Origin of the sequence: Brucella sp. NBRC 12953 (genome assembly GCF_040369775.1) — a bacterium.
GTDB classification, from domain to species: domain Bacteria; phylum Pseudomonadota; class Alphaproteobacteria; order Rhizobiales; family Rhizobiaceae; genus Brucella; species Brucella pseudogrignonensis.
Genome location: NZ_BAABSV010000002.1, coordinates 249,264 through 265,270, shown reverse-complemented (window position 1 = coordinate 265,270; position 16,007 = coordinate 249,264). Strand labels below are relative to the sequence as shown.

Below are 16,007 nucleotides of genomic sequence, written 5' to 3'. Positions count from 1 at the left end.
GGACGAATTCGATAGCGTCAGTCTGTGGGAGTGTAAACAGCGCATTTTGGAATAGATATTCATCCAAAAAAGCATGATATCGATATTATTATGTCTTTAAATGGATTTAAATCGCAATAAATGAAGGTTTAGCATGGAAGCGAAGGTCGAAGAGAAACAGTTGGAAGCGGGGGGAAATACCACGCAGGAAACCGCTGTTCGCCTCACGCCCATGATGGAACAGTATATTGAGATCAAAGCCGCGAATGTTGATTCGCTGCTTTTCTATCGTATGGGCGACTTTTACGAGCTGTTCTTCGACGATGCGGTAGAAGCTTCCAGAGCGCTGGGCATCACGCTCACCAAGCGTGGCAAGCATCTGGGCGAAGATATTCCGATGTGCGGTGTGCCGGTTCATGCCTCCGATGATTATCTGCAGAGGCTGATCGCTAAAGGTTATCGCGTTGCGGTTTGCGAGCAGATCGAAGACCCGGCAGAAGCTAAAAAGCGTGGCTCCAAATCGGTGGTCCGCCGTGATGTGATCCGGCTTGTAACCCCCGGCACAATCACCGAAGAAAAGCTGCTCGATCCGTCGGAAGCCAATTATCTGATGGCGCTTGGCCGCACCAAAGGCGACGGCGCGCTGGCGCTTGCATGGATTGATATTTCGACAGGCACGTTCCGCGTGTCAGAAACAACTGAAGACCGGCTTTTTGCCGATGTTGCACGCATTGATCCGCGCGAATTGGTCGTCGCTGACACGGCGTTTCACGATGCCGATCTGCGTCCGACTTTTGATCTCATTGGCAAGTCTGTCATTCCACAGCCGGCAACCCTGTTTGACAGTGCGGCGGCTGAGAATCGTATCCAGCGTTATTTCAATGTGGCGACACTGGATGGTTTCGGACAGTTCAGCCGTTCCGAGCTTTCCGCCATTTCCGGGGCGATTGCCTATATCGAAAAGACGCAGATTGCCGAGCGTCCGCCGTTGATGCGACCTGAACGCGAGCAGGAAGGCGGTACGATTTTCATCGATCCCGCCACCCGCGCAAGCCTCGAACTCGCTCGCACTATGTCGGGCAATCGTGAAGGCAGTCTGCTCAAGGCCATCGACCGCACGGTAACGGGTGGCGGTGCACGGCTTCTGGCAGAACGTTTGACGGCACCCTTGACCGATCCCAAGGCGATTGCGCTGCGCCTTGATGCCGTTTCGTGGTTTCTGAGCGAGCAAACGCTTTGCGAAGGGCTTCGACTGGAGCTTAAAGGCGTGCCGGATATGCCGCGCGCCTTGTCGCGTCTGGCGGTGGGCCGTGGTGGTCCACGTGATCTTGGCGCCTTGCAGCGGGGTTTTGAGGCCGCAAACGGAATTGGTTCGCTTCTTGAAGACGCACTTCTGCCTGATGAACTGGCTCAGGCACGCGAAGCGATTGAGACATTGCCTGCCAGCTTTGCTGCCCATATCGACCGCGCACTTGCCGAGGAAATGCCTCTTTTGAAGCGCGACGGTGGCTTCGTGCGTCAGGGCTATAATGCCGAGCTTGATGAAATGCGCGCGCTGCGTGATCAGTCGCGCCGTGTGATTGCTGGGCTTCAGGCTGATTACATCGAGGAAACCGGCATTAAAACGCTGAAAATCAAGCATAACAATGTGCTTGGTTATTTCATCGAAGTCACAGCTAATAATTCAGGCACCATGACCGATACGGTTGAAGCGAAGGGCCGCTTCATCCATCGTCAGACCATGGCCAATGCCATGCGTTTCACCACCACGGAACTGGCAGAGCTGGAAAGCAAGATCGCCAATGCAGCCGACCGTGCGCTCTCCATTGAGCTGGCAATCTTTGAAGAACTGACTGCGGAAGCGGTCAGCCATGCCGATAGTATTCGTGCGGCGGCTGTAGCCCTTTCGGTATTCGACGTTTCAGCTTCGCTGGCAGTTCTTGCGGAAGAGCAGGGCTATTGCCGTCCGCTGGTTGATGACAGCTTGTCTTTCAACATCGTCGCTGGCCGTCATCCGGTGGTTGAGCAGGCATTGCGTCGGCAGGCGGCCAATCCGTTTGTGGCCAATGATTGCGATCTCTCACCGCAAAAGGACGGTGGAAATGGTGCGATCTGGTTGCTGACCGGCCCGAATATGGGCGGTAAATCGACCTTCTTGCGCCAAAATGCGCTGATCGCGATCATGGCGCAGATGGGTTCGTTTGTGCCAGCGGGCTCCGCACAAATCGGTGTTGTGGACAGGCTGTTCAGCCGTGTTGGCGCGTCGGATGATCTGGCACGGGGCCGTTCGACCTTCATGGTGGAAATGGTTGAAACTGCCGCCATTCTTAATCAGGCGGGTGAGCGTTCGCTGGTCATTCTCGATGAAATTGGTCGTGGCACGGCAACCTTTGACGGGCTTTCGATTGCCTGGGCGGCAGTGGAATATCTGCATGAGAAGAACCGCTGTCGCGCACTCTTTGCGACCCACTTCCATGAAATGACGGCACTCTCTGAAAAGCTGGACCGGCTGTTCAACGTCACCATGCGGGTCAAGGAATGGGACAATGATGTCGTCTTCCTGCATGAAGTGGCAAAGGGGGCAGCTGATCGCTCATATGGCGTGCAGGTTGCACGCCTTGCCGGTCTGCCGGAAGCTGTCGTCAACCGTGCGCGCGATGTGCTGCATCAGCTGGAAGCCGGTGAAACCTCTGGTAAGGCCGACAAGCTGATTGATGATCTGCCGTTGTTTTCCGTTGTGTTGCAACAGGAAAAGCCCAAGCCACAGGCTGCCGCAAAGGATAGCGAATTGGCAAAGGCTGTGGCAGCGATCAGCCCCGATGAGCTGACGCCGCGTGAAGCGCTTGAACTGGTTTATAAGCTGAAGGAATTGGCTGGCAGGGCGTGAAATTAGAAAAGGCGAAGCTGAGCTTCGCCTTTTATTTTATACAAACCTGTTAGCGTCCGCGCCATAATACGTAATGTAACGGCTGGAAATGCGCTCAATCGGCAGGATGATGAAAACATCCGTCGTGCCGAAAGCTTCATCGATCACTGCGCCATCACCAATCATGGCACCAAGGCGCAAATAACCCTTCACCAGTGGCGGCATTGAGAACAACGCAACCTTGGTGTTGATCGCTTCCTTCGGCATCAGATCCATAGGCTGATAGCGATGTGGCAGCGCGCGCACATCCCAGTCAGGCGTTGCACGGCAGTTCTGATGCAGGAACGACAGTCCCAGCGCATGTGCGGCTGGCACGGCACCATGGAACGATGCACAGCCAAACATCACGTCAATCGAATGACGACGGCAATAAGCCCATGCACCCTGCCACAGCAGCTCGACCGTGCGCTTGGAGCGATATTCAGCCTTCACACAGGAACGGCCAAGCTCAAGAAGTTTGAGGTTTGGGCGCGAAAGTGCGAGACGCTGCACATCATATTCGTCTGCTGAATAGAAACCGAGTGCCTTTTCGGCCTGATCACTACGCATCAAGCGATAGGTGCCGACGATCTGCTGATGTTCAGGCACGGGCAATGCAGTATCATAAACGAGAAGATGGTCGCAGATGGCGTCGAAACGGTCGGCGTCTCTTAATTCAACTTCTTCGATGGTTTCCTTGCGGGCACCCATTTCTTCGAAGAAGACGCGAAAGCGCAATTCCTGCGCCGCTTCGATTGCGTCGCGGGAGTTTGCTAGTCTTACTTCCAGCGATCCGATGCGTCCCAGAATGATAGGGTCGCTTCCAGATGCGAAAAGCGATGGTTGTGCTTCTATGCCCGACATGATCGTATCATCAATGATTTGCTGGTCCATTCCAAGCAGTACTGACATGATGATTCGCTCCTGATCCTGTTGTTCACGCAATCCTGAACGGTGTGCTTGCTGGTATTTCAGCAAATTCTAACCGTTTCCGCTTTTTCCACGGCCTGGTTGCGTGGACATGACGTCCATTCTAACCGAAGCAGTACAGATTCAGTGCTACGCGACGATGACAGAACCGTGTCACCAATGTGTCAATTCAGGCTGTCGAACCTTATCCCCTTAAAATCGCTTTTAAATTCTCGGCTACAAATTATGCGAAAGGCCGAAACTGTTCAAGCCGCCTATCGGCGAGCATGAAATAGGGACGGCTTCGACGCGCATCCCAATAATGATTGGCGATTTAGCGCGCCGCCTTCTTCTCGCGCCGCCAGCCAAGAAACTCTTCCAGAATGATTAGCGCCGCTCCGATGGTGATAAACGTGTCGGCGAGATTGAAGACCGCAAACGACCATGTCGGCAGGTGGAAAAGGATATAATCGACCACATAGCCATGCATCACGCGATCAATCAGATTGCCGATGGCACCACCCACGACAAGCGCAAAACCATAGCGGGCGAAGACGCGATTGGCCGGATTGGTCCACCAGAGGTACAGCACGAAAAGAATAACGGCAGCGGTGATTGCGACCAGTCCCCAATCGTGCAGCCATGCCAACATCGAAAAAGCGATGCCTTCATTATGCGTGCGGAAGAGTGCCAGGAAGGGCAACAGATCAATCTGCTGCCCGTAGCCCATGCGGGTTTCGACCAGATATTTAACGCCCTGATCGATCAGGACTGCGATAATGACAACGAGAAACGACGACAAAACCGCATGACGCTTCATCCGCTGGACCTTTCATCGAGAGTGAGTGCCTCGCGGCGGATTTCATAAAGCATGACACCGGTGGCAATCGCCAGATTAAGCGAATCCGCACGGCCTGCCTGCGGGATGCGTGCGAGCTTGTCGCAGCTTTCAGCAAGCGTTTCCGGCAGACCCTGCTGCTCATTGCCCATCATCAGAATGACCGGCTTTTTGGCGTAAGGGATCGTGCGATAGTCGACAGCGCCTTTGAGATGCGTGCCAACGAGAAGACCCGAAAAGCCTTTGCGCCAGTTTAGAAACTCGGTTTCCGTTGTCTTATAGAGCGGCATCGAGAACACCGAGCCCATGGTGGCGCGCACAGTTTCCAGCGAATAAGGATCGGTGGTGTCGCCGATCAGGATGATGCCCTTGGCGCCAACTGCATCGGCGGTGCGGATAACAGTGCCGAGATTGCCGGGATCACGCACACGATCAAGCGCTATGTAAACATCGTTGCCTTTTGGCTTGAGGTTTGCAAGCTGCTGATACTGCTGCTCGAAAACGCCAACCACCATCTGCGGATTATCGCGGCGGGTGATCGCAGCCATGATCTTTTCGGTCACTTCCAGCACCAGTCCGCCCTTAGCGAAGGTGCGTGCTGCAACCTGCTCGACCATCTTGTTGCCTTTACCGGATTTGGCAAACACAAGCGTCTTGATGCGCCAGTCCTGTTCAAAGGCATCGATGACGAGCTTTAGGCCTTCTGCCAGAAACACGCCCTGCTGATCGCGGAATTTTTTCAGCGCCAGCGAGCGCAAATCTTTGACAATCGGATTGGTGAGGCTGGTGACTTCTTTCACCTGGCCCACGCGTGATCCGGTCTGATTATTGCCGCTTCTGGAGAAATCGTCGTTTCGGCTCATTTTGCTACCCAGCGGCTGAACATGGATGTGGAAAGTGCGCGTTGGCTCGCACGTTCGCGAAGAATAAGTTCGCCCGATTCGACTGTTCCGCCAAGACCGGTGAAACGGTCGCGCACCAGCTCGTGAATGGCGAAGAAGGAAGCGCGGATCGAATAGGCGGTCAGAATGACGGCCAGCGCGTTTGGCGTGAGAATGGAACGACAGGTATCGACCATTGCAGGCAGATGTTCGAACAACTGCCAGACTTCGCCGTTCGGACCACGACCATAGGCTGGCGGATCAAGCAGGATGATGTCGTAGAAGCTGCCGCGGCGTTCTTCGCGCTGCACAAACTTCATAGCGTCTTCGCAGATCCAGCGGATCGGCTTGTCGGAAAGATCGGCCATCTCCTGATTTTCGCGTGCCCAGACGATCGCCTTTTTGGAAGCGTCAACATGGGTGACTTCGGCACCAGCGCGTGCTGCAACGAGCGATGCAACGCCGGTATAACCAAACAGATTGAGCACTTTCACCGTGCGGCCCGACTTGGCGGCATCGCGGATCAGATTGTCCATATAGGACCAGTGCGCGGCCTGTTCCGGGAATACGCCAACATGGCGGAACGACGTGAAGCGGCCATGAAACGATATGCCGTCATGCCGCATAGGCCATGTTTCACCCAGAGTGTCACCAAGCGGCAGTTTCGGGAATGCCCAGCGTCCCATGCCTTCTTCATCGGTGTTGCCGGTAAAGACAGCATCGGCCTTGTCCCATTCGCTTTTCGGCAGGCTTGGGAGCCAGATCGCCTGACCTTCCGGGCGTACAATGCGATAAGGACCATATTGCTCAAGCTTGAGGCCATCACCGCTGTCGAGCAATGCATAATCGTTGGACGGTTCTGTTTCGAGGATGACGGGTGCGCGTTCACCCGGGCGCTTGCCCTGATAAGCTTTGATCTCGCGCTGAGGCGCTGCGATGTGCTTTTCTTCAGCAGGCTTTGGTGTGGCTTTTGCAAATTGCGGACGCGGCTTCTTGAAGAACGAAGCCTTGTTGTCTGGCTTGCTCTCATGTTTGGCAGCTGAGCGCGGTTCGTCGTGCTTTGCGCGACCAAAACCGCGCTGCTCTTTACCGCCCGTTGGCTTTTTGCCTTTTCCTTTTGGCGCCTTCACCCGAAACTCCGTGATTTATTTTGGGTTTAGGTAGGGCAAATGACGCCAGAACGAAAGTGAAAAAGAAAAACGGTCGCTATCAGACGTTGGAAACCGTGTTGGCCACATGGCGCTTTTCAGCAGATTCCGCACGTTCCAGAAGCTGTGAGGCTTCTTTTTTGTAGCGTCGCTCGCGACGGCGATGCTTGCCCTGCGTAAGCCAGGTGACGGCAGCGCCGATCAAAGCACCGAGGATAAGCGCACCAAACAGCCAGATAAACAGCGGAGCCTGATAGGTCAGTGCTGGATTTCCGGGGTTGAACGGATCAATTGTCAGGCCAATCGTTTCGCGATTGGCCACCGAAAGGGCGATCAGAATGACCGCCAACGGCACCAGAATAACAATCGTTATGACGCGCTTTGCCACCATGATGGATCAGATGGCGCCGTTGAGGCGGTCACGCAGTTCCTTGCCAGTCTTGAAGAATGGCACCCACTTTTCTTCAACATCCACCGTATCGCCGGTACGTGGATTGCGGCCGCTGCGGGCCGGGCGGTTTTTTACCGAGAAAGCGCCAAAGCCGCGCAATTCGACGCGGTTGCCATCAGCAAGGGCATTTGTGATCTCTTCAAAAACCGCGCCGACGATGTTTTCGACATCGCGCTGGAAAAGATGCGGATTACGGCTGGCGATAACCTGAACGAGTTCCGATTTGATCACGGCTTTAAACCCCTGTGTTTCTCTTGTCCGGTGAAAGGACTCATTTATTTGCCGGAGTGACACCCGGCGTTCCGTCAACGTGCCAAACCGAAAGAAGTCCGTCAAGGAAGATACGGTCTTTGGCAATTTCCTTTAACATACCATTGGCTTCCTGTGGCACGCCTAGTAGGCGCGCACCGGCATGAATTATCAGATCACGCAGCGAAAAACCGGTGTCATTGCTGACTGCTTTCCATTCAAGCTTGGGCAAATCCTTGGATACGCCCTTGCTGGTGAGCCACGCAACAGCCTCTTCCTCGCCGCCAAGTCCGTCAATCAGCTTCTTGTCCAGTGCCTGACGGCCGGTAAAGACCGCGCCATTGGCCAGAGCCAGCGCTTCCTCATGCGTGAAAGAGCGGCGTTCCTGAACAATTCCGACAAACCAGTCATAAGAATCCATGATCATATTGCGGATCATGTTTTTGGCTTCATCGCTTGCAGGGCTGAAATAATTCGGTTCTGCCTTGAGTGGCGAAGATTTGATCGTCTCGACCTTCACGCCAATTGTATCGAGAAGCTTGGAAAGGTCGGGATATTGGAACAGCACGCCGATTGACCCGACGATGGAGGTCTGGCGCGCAATAATGTGGTCGGACGCGCTGGCAATCATATAGCCAGCCGATGCTGCAAGTGTACCAACCTGCGTTACAACAGGCTTCTTCTTGGCGATTTTGCGCACGGCTTCATAGATTGATTCGCCGCCAACGGTGGTGCCGCCCGGTGAATCGAGAATAAGGATCACGCCTTTGACCGCATCGTCATCGGCAATCTTGTTGAGGCGCTTGATAAGCTCTTCATTCTCAAAAATCGTGCCTTCGATGCGGACCTTTGCAACGTGAGGGGTCGCAAAATTAGGGCCGCGCATGGAGTAGGACGCAATGGCTGCAATGAGTACTGCCAGCAGAAGCAGAAAGGCGATGCGCCATACGGTCAGCTTTCTACGCAGCTTGCGTCTTTCGATCAGTGCCTCGGCGTCCTGAGCCATACTCATCCATCCATAATTCAAGCGAAGTGCTGTCGATGTTTTTACTATCTATGTCCCGCAATAGGCAAAGCGACAAGGTCTATCAATAATTTTGTCGCAAGGAGTTTGCTCGCCGGAGAGCGCTGCTGTAATATAAGCTTATTATATGTTAACAATGAAGTGATCGGCTTTTTACCATTGTTAAGAGGCCTGTAAACGCCAGTTTTGCTGCAGTTCCGCAATGTTCATGTCATTTTTGCATGGCAGGTGCGGTGTTTTGTGCCGTGTATTAGTCTTGAGTGACAGGCTAATGCACCCCAAATAAACCGTATTGATCTAAGATAGCGTCGGGTGAAAAATTCATTCTCGATGTTTCTGTAAACAGTTGAGCAATAAAGCGGCACTAAAAGCTGCGTTAACAGATTGAGTAATCGAAAAAGACCATGAGCGCCGACACACCACATATTCATGTTTCGCAGGGAGCTGCCACAACAGCACCGAGTGGCGGTGGCATGCATTTTGGAGCGTCTGAAAAGGCAGCTTCGCTGTTTAAGGCTGCCCAGCGTCATTCGATCCGCGTACGCGTGCTCAAAACCGCTCTGCCTGTTGCGGCCATTGCGCTTGCAGCTGTTTTCTCCTGGTACACATTTCTCGCAACGCCTGCCGCGCCTGTGAAGGTGGAAGTGAACAATGGCGGGGAGAGCGGCAAGCTCGTCATGAGCAATCCACAGCTCAACGGTTATACCAAGGATAATCGTCCTTATTCCATGATTGCGGCCAAGGCCATTCAGGATGCCAAGAATAGCGGCGCAATCGCGCTGGAAGGCATTTCTGCGGAGCTGCCGGTGGGCGATAATGGCAATGCAAAAGTCGAAGCTGCTTCTGGCGTTTACGATAATGCGAACGGTCGTTTGCAACTTGATAAGGATTTTACTGTTACGACAAATGAAGGCCTGCATGCTGTCATGCGATCCGCTGATGTTAATCTCAAAAGCGGTCAGGTGACGACAGACAAGCCGGTTGAAATTCGTAATGGTAGTACGCAGATCAGTGCCGACACCATGCAGATCAAAGAGAGCGGCAAAGTCGTGATCTTTGAAAACAAGGTGCGTGTTGTCATTGACGGCGGTGCAGTTTCGGGCAACAACACGCCTTAAAGTATGTCGCGGAAAAGTGGGAACCGGTTTTCCGACAACGACATACTGGAGGTAAAGACCGATGGCATGTCGCGGAAAAGCGGGAACTGGTTTTCCGTCAGGGCGTGTTGAAGGCAAAAATTTAAAGAGTCTGCGCTTAGCAGATATCGTTTAACGCAGGTTTCTGCGGGTTCTGGTTTCTTTTCTGCGCAGTCAGATATTTCTATCTGGCTGCGTTAAGTTTAAGATCGGGGCTGATTAATTATAGCTTGAGGTGCTGGCCTGAAAGGTTGATACGCTTTTAGGACAGGTTTATGCGTCGAGCAGGGATTTGATACGCTCGACCTGATTCCAGGGAATGGGATTTGTAGGGGAGCTCGAGAATGATGGAACGCGAGACCGGCAACATGAACAAGAGCATGAAGACCCGCACATTGCGGATGGGATTTGCAGCTTTGGCGCTGGGCCTTGTTGTTGCGCCGGTTTCTGCTCTGGCTCAGGAAGGCCAGCAGGTGCCGTTTGGCAGCCTCCAGCTTTCCGGCGGCAAGAGCCCAATCAAGATCGATGCTGACAAGCTCGAAATGCTCGACAAGGAAGGCAAAGCCATTTTTACCGGCAATGTTTCGGTGGTTCAGGGCGACGCACTTCTTAAGTCCGGCAAAATGATCGTCTTCTATAACAAAGACTCGCAGGGCCAAGGTGGCCAGCCAGCTGGCGGTACCGCTGGTCTGAGCGGTTCAGGCATTGATCGTCTTGAAATCAGCGGCAAGGTTTACCTCAAGTCCGGCACGCAGGTCGCCACTGGCGACACTGGTACTTATGACGGCAAGAGCCAGGTCATGGTGCTTCAGGGCCAGAAAGTCGTGCTGACCGATGGCGACAATGTTGCGACCGGTTGCAAGCTGACGGCCAATATGGGTACGGGCAAGGCTTTCCTGGAAAGCTGCAAGGGCCAGAGCAAGGGTCGTGTATCGATCATCATGGCTCCCAAGGATCAACAGCAGGGCGGTGGCGCGCCCAAGTCCAACTAACCGGAGCGCGCGTGGGATTGTTCTGGAACAAGAAAGCCGACGAGCAGCAGGCCATTTCTGAAAATGCAGCCGCTACTGAGGGTGCGGATGGTGTGATGCCATCTCAGCCTGGCAAGACGACGCGTCTCAAAGGGACGCTGGTCGCTCGTGGACTTTGCAAGAGCTATCGCGGGCGACAGGTCGTCAACGGTGTGTCTTTTGGCGTACGTGCAGGTGAAGCGGTTGGCATTCTCGGCCCTAACGGTGCCGGTAAGACCACATGCTTCTATATGGTGACGGGTCTTGTCCCGGCTGATGCTGGTGCCATTGAAATCGACGGTTACGATGTGACGTCGATGCCGATGTATCGCCGTTCGCGTCTTGGGATTGGCTATCTACCGCAGGAAGCCTCGATTTTCCGTGGCCTGTCGGTCGAAAACAATATCAAGGCCGTGCTGGAAGTGGTCGAGAAGGACCGCAAGAAGCGCGCGACGGAGCTCGACGCTCTGCTCGAAGAGTTTCATATTTCGCATCTGCGCAAGGCGCCTGCCATTTCCCTGTCGGGTGGTGAACGTCGTCGTCTGGAAATTGCGCGCGCCCTTGCTTCACGTCCGAATTTCATGCTGCTCGACGAACCTTTCGCTGGTGTTGACCCGATTGCGGTGTCGGACATCCAGCAGCTCGTGCGTCACCTGACCAGCCGTGGCATCGGCGTGCTCATCACGGACCACAATGTCCGTGAAACGCTTGGTCTTATTGATCGTGCTTATATTATCCATGCCGGTCAGGTGCTGACACATGGTCGTCCTGCTGAAATCGTCGCCAACCCCGACGTGCGCAGGCTCTATCTCGGCGATCAGTTCACGCTGTAAATTACAGTTCCGGTATTGTTTGCCGGAGCATATTCTCATTTTCGAGTGAAGCTTGCCGCGCTGCTTTTGCAAAGCGCGGCATTCTTGCGACTATTTTCCCCTTTTGTCCGAAAAACGCACATTCTGAATTGACAAGCAAGGTTCATACCAGTTTTGATAATTGGAACGCCTTGGTCGAAAACAATTCATATAAAGGCGACTTTGCTAGCGGCTACAGCATAATTCCTCAAACTTGAATCAGTTTGAGGTAAATTGTGCTGTAAATATAAAGTGTTAGAACGAACTTTGCGCGCCCAAAAGGGCGAGCGGCGCTCTAACAGGCTGGCACGGGCAAAAACGGGGAAATAAAACAACGAATGGCACTCTCGCCGAAGCTAGATTTTCGTCAATCGCAATCGCTGGTGATGACTCCGCAGTTGATGCAGTCCATCAAGTTGTTGCAGATGACGCATATCGAGCTGGAGCAGTTCATCGATCTGGAGATCGAGAAAAATCCGCTGCTGGACAGAATTGAGGCAGCGAATGATGATTTTGCAGACGCCGAACCTCCTCGTGACAGCGATGACGGAGCTTCGGCGGAAACCTCATCCGATGAAGACTGGTTCAAGACCGATACGGTTGATGACGCGCAAAATCTCTCGTCGACCTTTGACAGTTCGCTCGAAAACATCTTCCCCGATGACCCCGGTCGCAGTGACGACGCGAGCAGTACACTCGACCCGCAATGGAAAACGACCGGTGGCGAAAGCTTCGGCGCTGGCGGCAGCTACGACATTGATCAGGTCACAGCGAGCCGCCCTTCGTTAAGCACCCATGTAGCCGAACAGATCACCTTGTCTTTCGCCACTGCTGCTGATCGTTTCATCGCAACCGCACTTGCCGATGCTTTGGATGAAAGCGGCTATCTGCGTGCCGACACTTCACTGCTTGCGCAAAATCTCGGCGTTGAAACGGCCCATGTCGAGCGCGTGCTTCACGAGATGCAAAGCTTTGATCCTGCGGGGATTTTCGCGCGTGATCTGCGTGAATGCCTGGCGATCCAGCTGCGCCTCAAGGACCGGTTTGATCCGGCCATGGAGGCGCTGATCAATAATCTTGAACTGCTTGCGCGGCGAGATTTTGCAACGCTGAAAAAACTCTGCGGCGTCGATCAGGCTGATCTCCTGGATATGCTTGGCGAGATCCGGGCGCTTGATCCCAAGCCCGGCACACAGTTTGAAGTGTCGGTCGCAGATGTCATCGTTCCTGATGTACTGGTATCACGATCAAGCGACGATGGCTGGGCGATTGAACTCAACCCCGAAGCAATGCCGCGTCTGATCGTCAACAATGAATATTATGCGGAAGTCAGCACCTCGGTAAAAGCTGAGGAAAAGACATTCCTGTCCGATTGCATGCAGTCGGCCAGCTGGTTGGTACGCAGCCTCGATCAGCGCGCTCGCACAATCCTGAAAGTGACACAGGAAATAATTCGCCAGCAGGACGGCTTTCTGCGCCACGGCGTGACCCATCTCAAGCCTTTGAACCTGCGTATCGTCGCAGATGCTGTGGGGATGCATGAATCCACCATCAGCCGTGTCACCGCAAACAAATTCATGGCGACACCGCGTGGCGTGTTCGAATTGCGCTATTTCTTCACCGCTTCCATCGCGTCGTCGGAAGGTGGTGATGCGCATTCATCTGAAAGTGTGCGCCATCGCATCCGTCAGATGATTGATGCCGAGAAGCCCGATGACGTGTTGTCTGATGACTCCATCGTAGATGCCTTGAAAAAGGACGGTGTGGATATCGCGCGAAGAACAGTCGCGAAATATCGTGAATCGATGAATATTGCTTCATCTGTTCAGCGCAGACGCGAAAAGAAAGCTAGATCGTCTGCAGGTTGAAAAAGACTATCCGTAAGATTGCCGCCACGCATTACAAGAATGCCAATCTGAATTAACGTGATGAAACTGTTCTGAATTTTAGTGAATTCTAATTCGCGAAGACAGGGTAATTCATTTTCGACTGGAGGGGGATGAGCAACGCGCGAGGATCCGGCTGGTAAAAGCTGCGATTGACAATTTACGTTTCAGTCAATAGAAGCCCCGCTCGCATTGCGATATGCACCCGTAAAGACCGTTAACCGGTGTCCGATTGTTTAAACGAAAGGCAAGGTAATATTTCGGGAAACGCTTCGGCGTTTTCAGCGTTACATAAGAGAACGATGTGCAGCGATCCTTCCGGCATGTGGTTGAAAACATATGACGGAAAATTATTCGACTGGCCGCGTGGATGGCAATGATCGGGAATGGGGCTTTGGCGCTTTTTCAGACTGCAGGAAACGGGGCTAAAATAAGCACAGGACGAAAAGCAGATTTGATGCTGGTTCGCTTTGCGCTTCGCTCGCCTTATGGTTAGACTACGTCCTGTTGTGTAACGCAAATGAGGTGTACCAAATGACTCTGCGTGTATCTGGAAAGCATATGGACGTCGGTGAAGCTTTCACGACCCGGATTATTGATCGGGTTAACGAAGCGGTCGGCAAATATTTTGATCATGGCTTTTCCGGGCAGGTAACGGTCACCAAGTCCGGATCGCGATTCAGCGCGGATTGTACCTTGCATCTTGATAGCGGTGCCACTTTGCAGAGCACCGGAGATGCGCAGGATCCGCAACTGGCTTTCGATGCGGCTGCAGACAAGATTGAAACACGCTTGCGTCGTTACAAGCGCCGTTTGAAATCGCGTCCTGCGACCGCACCAAATGCGATCTATGATGATGTGGCATATCGTGTTATGGCACCGCTGCCGGAAGAAGAGGAGGACCTTCCGGTTGATTACGCACCGACTATCGTTGCGGAATCGTCTGTTGCCCTTCGCACCCTCTCGGTAGCGTCGGCGGTTGTGGAACTTGACCTGATCGAAAACCCGGTCCTGGTATTCCGCAATGCAGGCAATGATGAAGTGAATATCGTGTACCGTCGTGCGGACGGCAATATCGGCTGGGTGGACCCATCGACGGTTACCCGCCAGGCCGCTCCCCGCGCTTGACGGCAAACCTGAAGCGCACGCAGTTTTCCGCTGTCGTGCGCTTCCCTAAACCGGGCCTTCGATGGCCTGATTGAAGAAGGAACGGAGAGAATGGATCTTAGTGATCTGATTCAGCCAGGGGCGATTATCCCTGCGCTGAAAGCCAGCTCCAAAAAGCAGCTTTTGCAGATTTTGTCTGAAAAGGCCGCGGAACTGACCGGTCTCCCTGAGCGTGAAGTTTTCGAAACAATTCTCCAGCGTGAACGCCTCGGTTCTACCGGGGTTGGCAATGGCGTCGCCATTCCTCACGGCAAGCTGGCAAGCATTGACAAGATTGCAGGAATTTTTGCGCGCCTTGAAACGCCAGTGGATTTTGAAGCACTGGACGATCAGCCAGTCGATCTCGTCTTCTTGCTCCTTGCACCGGAAAATGCTGGCGCTGATCACCTGAAAGCATTGTCGCGTATTGCGCGCATGTTGCGCGATGCAGATACCGTTGCCAAGCTGCGCGGCACCCATGATGCCCAGGCACTTTATTCATTCCTGACAGCACAGCCTGCGACCAACGCTGCCTGATACTGTCCCGTTTAAGCAAGCAAGGCCGCCATTCTTTAGAGAACGGCGGCCTTATGCATTTTATCCGACCGAATTTGCTTCGGAGCAAAGCCCGAAATAGCAGCGGTTTCGGTCGCGAAACTTCTTAATGCAGCATTACGGTGCGCAATTCGTGTTCATGCGCGCCCTGCAACGCGGTGGCGCGTACATCGGAAAGAACGATGGGTTCGCCGGTGGCTCCAAACAGCGCCCAGAGTTCAAGACCTGGAGCGATTGGGGGAAGGGCAGGGAAGCTGCGGGTAAGATCGTCGGAACGAATCTTGCGCACGTAAGCCAATTCACCTTCACCCAGATGAGCGAATTCATGTTCAGTGAGAATGTGTCTGTCCATGGTCTTAGCCTCCAATTTCGCAGCACATCATTTGCGATCATACTGCTTAAGAGCTTAACAATTCCATTATAGCGATTTCAGCATGAACCCAGTCTGAACCGGGATCATTCCTTCACTGCTATATTTATACGTTTGATAAGGCGTTCTGGTTCAGGTCTGTCGAGATCAATGGCAAGCAGGCCATTTTTCAGATCACAACCGACGACCCGCATCCCATCTGCCAGAACAAAGACGCGCTGAAACTGACGGGCAGCAATGCCACGGTGCAGAAACTCGCGTTCGGTATCGTCGCTCTGGCGTCCACGGATCACGAGCTGATTGTCTTCAGTCATTACCTCAAGATCGTCACTGGCGAAGCCTGCTACCGCAAGCGTAATGCGCAACCGTTCAGATCCCGTCTCGCCACGCAGACGTTCAATGTTATAGGGCGGGTAGCCGTCGCCGGATTTGGCAATCCGTTCCAGCGTCTTTTCCATTGTGTCGAAGCCCAGCAACAGAGGGCTCGAAAACGGAGTCATTCTTGTCATTGCATCAGTCCTTGGTAAGAAGCGACCGTTATGGAAAGTACCCTTTCGGCGTATCTTTCACTCAACTGATATGGCTTGTGAAAAGCCGGACTTCAAGGGCCGAAAGTGGATTCCCCTCAAAGCATCCTAAAACTGATGCCCTGGAAGCAAAAGCCGTCAA

At 53.5% G+C, this 16,007-nt stretch carries 16 protein-coding genes; 7 read left to right on the top strand and 9 right to left on the bottom strand.

Annotation, left to right across the window (positions count from 1 at the left end):
• Positions 1-133: 133 nt before the first annotated feature.
• Positions 134-2,866, top strand: a complete 2,733-nt coding sequence (mutS, locus tag ABWV94_RS05185) for a DNA mismatch repair protein MutS (protein WP_353412756.1) — start codon at positions 134-136, stop codon at positions 2,864-2,866.
• Positions 2,867-2,902: 36 nt separating this feature from the next.
• Here the strand turns inward: mutS and olsB are convergent, their stop codons facing one another.
• From olsB to sppA, 7 genes are all read right to left on the bottom strand, one after another.
• Positions 2,903-3,796: a l-ornithine N(alpha)-acyltransferase gene (gene olsB / locus ABWV94_RS05180; protein ID WP_167377088.1), complete on the bottom strand. Its 894-nt coding sequence runs from the start codon at positions 3,794-3,796 to the stop codon at positions 2,903-2,905.
• A 331-nt stretch (positions 3,797-4,127) separates the two neighbouring features.
• Positions 4,128-4,613, bottom strand: coding sequence for a signal peptidase II (gene lspA, locus ABWV94_RS05175; protein WP_007873245.1), 486 nt, complete (start codon positions 4,611-4,613; stop codon positions 4,128-4,130).
• Positions 4,610-5,494 carry a TrmH family RNA methyltransferase gene (locus ABWV94_RS05170; protein WP_064320067.1) on the bottom strand — a complete coding sequence of 295 codons (885 nt, stop codon included), beginning with the start codon at positions 5,492-5,494 and terminating at the stop codon, positions 4,610-4,612. The genes lspA and ABWV94_RS05170 overlap by 4 nt, the downstream gene beginning before the upstream one ends.
• Complete coding sequence (locus tag ABWV94_RS05165) at positions 5,491-6,642, bottom strand: RsmD family RNA methyltransferase (protein WP_112804617.1); 1,152 nt, start codon at positions 6,640-6,642, stop codon at positions 5,491-5,493. Before ABWV94_RS05165 ends, ABWV94_RS05170 begins: the two co-directional genes overlap by 4 nt.
• Before the next feature lie 79 nt (positions 6,643-6,721).
• Positions 6,722-7,051 (bottom strand): lipopolysaccharide assembly protein LapA domain-containing protein, encoded by a 330-nt coding sequence (locus tag ABWV94_RS05160; RefSeq protein WP_007873251.1) that lies wholly within the window; start codon positions 7,049-7,051, stop codon positions 6,722-6,724.
• Between the two features lie 6 nt (positions 7,052-7,057).
• Positions 7,058-7,342, bottom strand: coding sequence for an integration host factor subunit beta (locus tag ABWV94_RS05155; RefSeq protein ID WP_007873253.1), 285 nt, complete (start codon positions 7,340-7,342; stop codon positions 7,058-7,060).
• Positions 7,343-7,382: 40 nt separating this feature from the next.
• On the bottom strand, positions 7,383-8,366 hold the full coding sequence (sppA, locus tag ABWV94_RS05150) for a signal peptide peptidase SppA (protein WP_007873254.1): 984 nt from the start codon (positions 8,364-8,366) through the stop codon (positions 7,383-7,385).
• A 422-nt stretch (positions 8,367-8,788) separates the two neighbouring features.
• On the opposite strand from sppA, the gene lptC reads away from it, so the two are divergent.
• From lptC to ptsN, 6 genes are all read left to right on the top strand, one after another.
• Complete coding sequence (gene lptC, locus ABWV94_RS05145) at positions 8,789-9,502, top strand: LPS export ABC transporter periplasmic protein LptC (RefSeq protein WP_039859444.1); 714 nt, start codon at positions 8,789-8,791, stop codon at positions 9,500-9,502.
• A gap of 365 nt (positions 9,503-9,867) precedes the next feature.
• Positions 9,868-10,512 carry an LptA/OstA family protein gene (locus ABWV94_RS05140; RefSeq protein ID WP_039859483.1) on the top strand — a complete coding sequence of 215 codons (645 nt, stop codon included), beginning with the start codon at positions 9,868-9,870 and terminating at the stop codon, positions 10,510-10,512.
• Between the two features lie 11 nt (positions 10,513-10,523).
• Positions 10,524-11,363, top strand: coding sequence for an LPS export ABC transporter ATP-binding protein (gene lptB / locus ABWV94_RS05135; RefSeq protein WP_007873267.1), 840 nt, complete (start codon positions 10,524-10,526; stop codon positions 11,361-11,363).
• Positions 11,364-11,719: 356 nt separating this feature from the next.
• Complete coding sequence (rpoN, locus tag ABWV94_RS05130; RefSeq protein ID WP_113496050.1) at positions 11,720-13,249, top strand: RNA polymerase factor sigma-54; 1,530 nt, start codon at positions 11,720-11,722, stop codon at positions 13,247-13,249.
• 552 nt (positions 13,250-13,801) lie between these two features.
• Positions 13,802-14,395 carry a ribosome hibernation-promoting factor, HPF/YfiA family gene (hpf, locus tag ABWV94_RS05125; RefSeq protein ID WP_007873278.1) on the top strand — a complete coding sequence of 198 codons (594 nt, stop codon included), beginning with the start codon at positions 13,802-13,804 and terminating at the stop codon, positions 14,393-14,395.
• Between the two features lie 90 nt (positions 14,396-14,485).
• Positions 14,486-14,950, top strand: a complete 465-nt coding sequence (gene ptsN, locus ABWV94_RS05120; protein WP_007873280.1) for a PTS IIA-like nitrogen regulatory protein PtsN — start codon at positions 14,486-14,488, stop codon at positions 14,948-14,950.
• A gap of 124 nt (positions 14,951-15,074) precedes the next feature.
• On the opposite strand, the gene ABWV94_RS05115 is transcribed toward ptsN, so the two are convergent.
• Together ABWV94_RS05115 and ABWV94_RS05110 are read right to left on the bottom strand one after the other, a co-directional pair.
• Positions 15,075-15,320: a BQ00720 family protein gene (locus ABWV94_RS05115; protein ID WP_007873282.1), complete on the bottom strand. Its 246-nt coding sequence runs from the start codon at positions 15,318-15,320 to the stop codon at positions 15,075-15,077.
• Between the two features lie 104 nt (positions 15,321-15,424).
• Positions 15,425-15,847, bottom strand: coding sequence for an Hsp20 family protein (locus tag ABWV94_RS05110; RefSeq protein WP_007873293.1), 423 nt, complete (start codon positions 15,845-15,847; stop codon positions 15,425-15,427).
• Positions 15,848-16,007 lie beyond the last annotated feature (160 nt).

Bases quoted from the DNA above. Each gene is read 5' to 3' on its own strand.
- olsB (WP_167377088.1), bottom strand. From the start codon at position 3,796: ATGTCAGTACTGCTTGGAATGGACCAGCAAATCATTGATGATACGATC.
- rpoN (WP_113496050.1), top strand. From the start codon at position 11,720: ATGGCACTCTCGCCGAAGCTAGATTTTCGTCAATCGCAATCGCTGGTG.
- lspA (WP_007873245.1), bottom strand. From the start codon at position 4,613: ATGAAGCGTCATGCGGTTTTGTCGTCGTTTCTCGTTGTCATTATCGCA.
- ABWV94_RS05115 (WP_007873282.1), bottom strand. From the start codon at position 15,320: ATGGACAGACACATTCTCACTGAACATGAATTCGCTCATCTGGGTGAA.
- hpf (WP_007873278.1), top strand. From the start codon at position 13,802: ATGACTCTGCGTGTATCTGGAAAGCATATGGACGTCGGTGAAGCTTTC.
- ABWV94_RS05170 (WP_064320067.1), bottom strand. From the start codon at position 5,494: ATGAGCCGAAACGACGATTTCTCCAGAAGCGGCAATAATCAGACCGGA.
- ABWV94_RS05110 (WP_007873293.1), bottom strand. From the start codon at position 15,847: ATGACAAGAATGACTCCGTTTTCGAGCCCTCTGTTGCTGGGCTTCGAC.
- ABWV94_RS05160 (WP_007873251.1), bottom strand. From the start codon at position 7,051: ATGGTGGCAAAGCGCGTCATAACGATTGTTATTCTGGTGCCGTTGGCG.
- lptC (WP_039859444.1), top strand. From the start codon at position 8,789: ATGAGCGCCGACACACCACATATTCATGTTTCGCAGGGAGCTGCCACA.
- ABWV94_RS05140 (WP_039859483.1), top strand. From the start codon at position 9,868: ATGGAACGCGAGACCGGCAACATGAACAAGAGCATGAAGACCCGCACA.
- ptsN (WP_007873280.1), top strand. From the start codon at position 14,486: ATGGATCTTAGTGATCTGATTCAGCCAGGGGCGATTATCCCTGCGCTG.
- sppA (WP_007873254.1), bottom strand. From the start codon at position 8,366: ATGGCTCAGGACGCCGAGGCACTGATCGAAAGACGCAAGCTGCGTAGA.
- mutS (WP_353412756.1), top strand. From the start codon at position 134: ATGGAAGCGAAGGTCGAAGAGAAACAGTTGGAAGCGGGGGGAAATACC.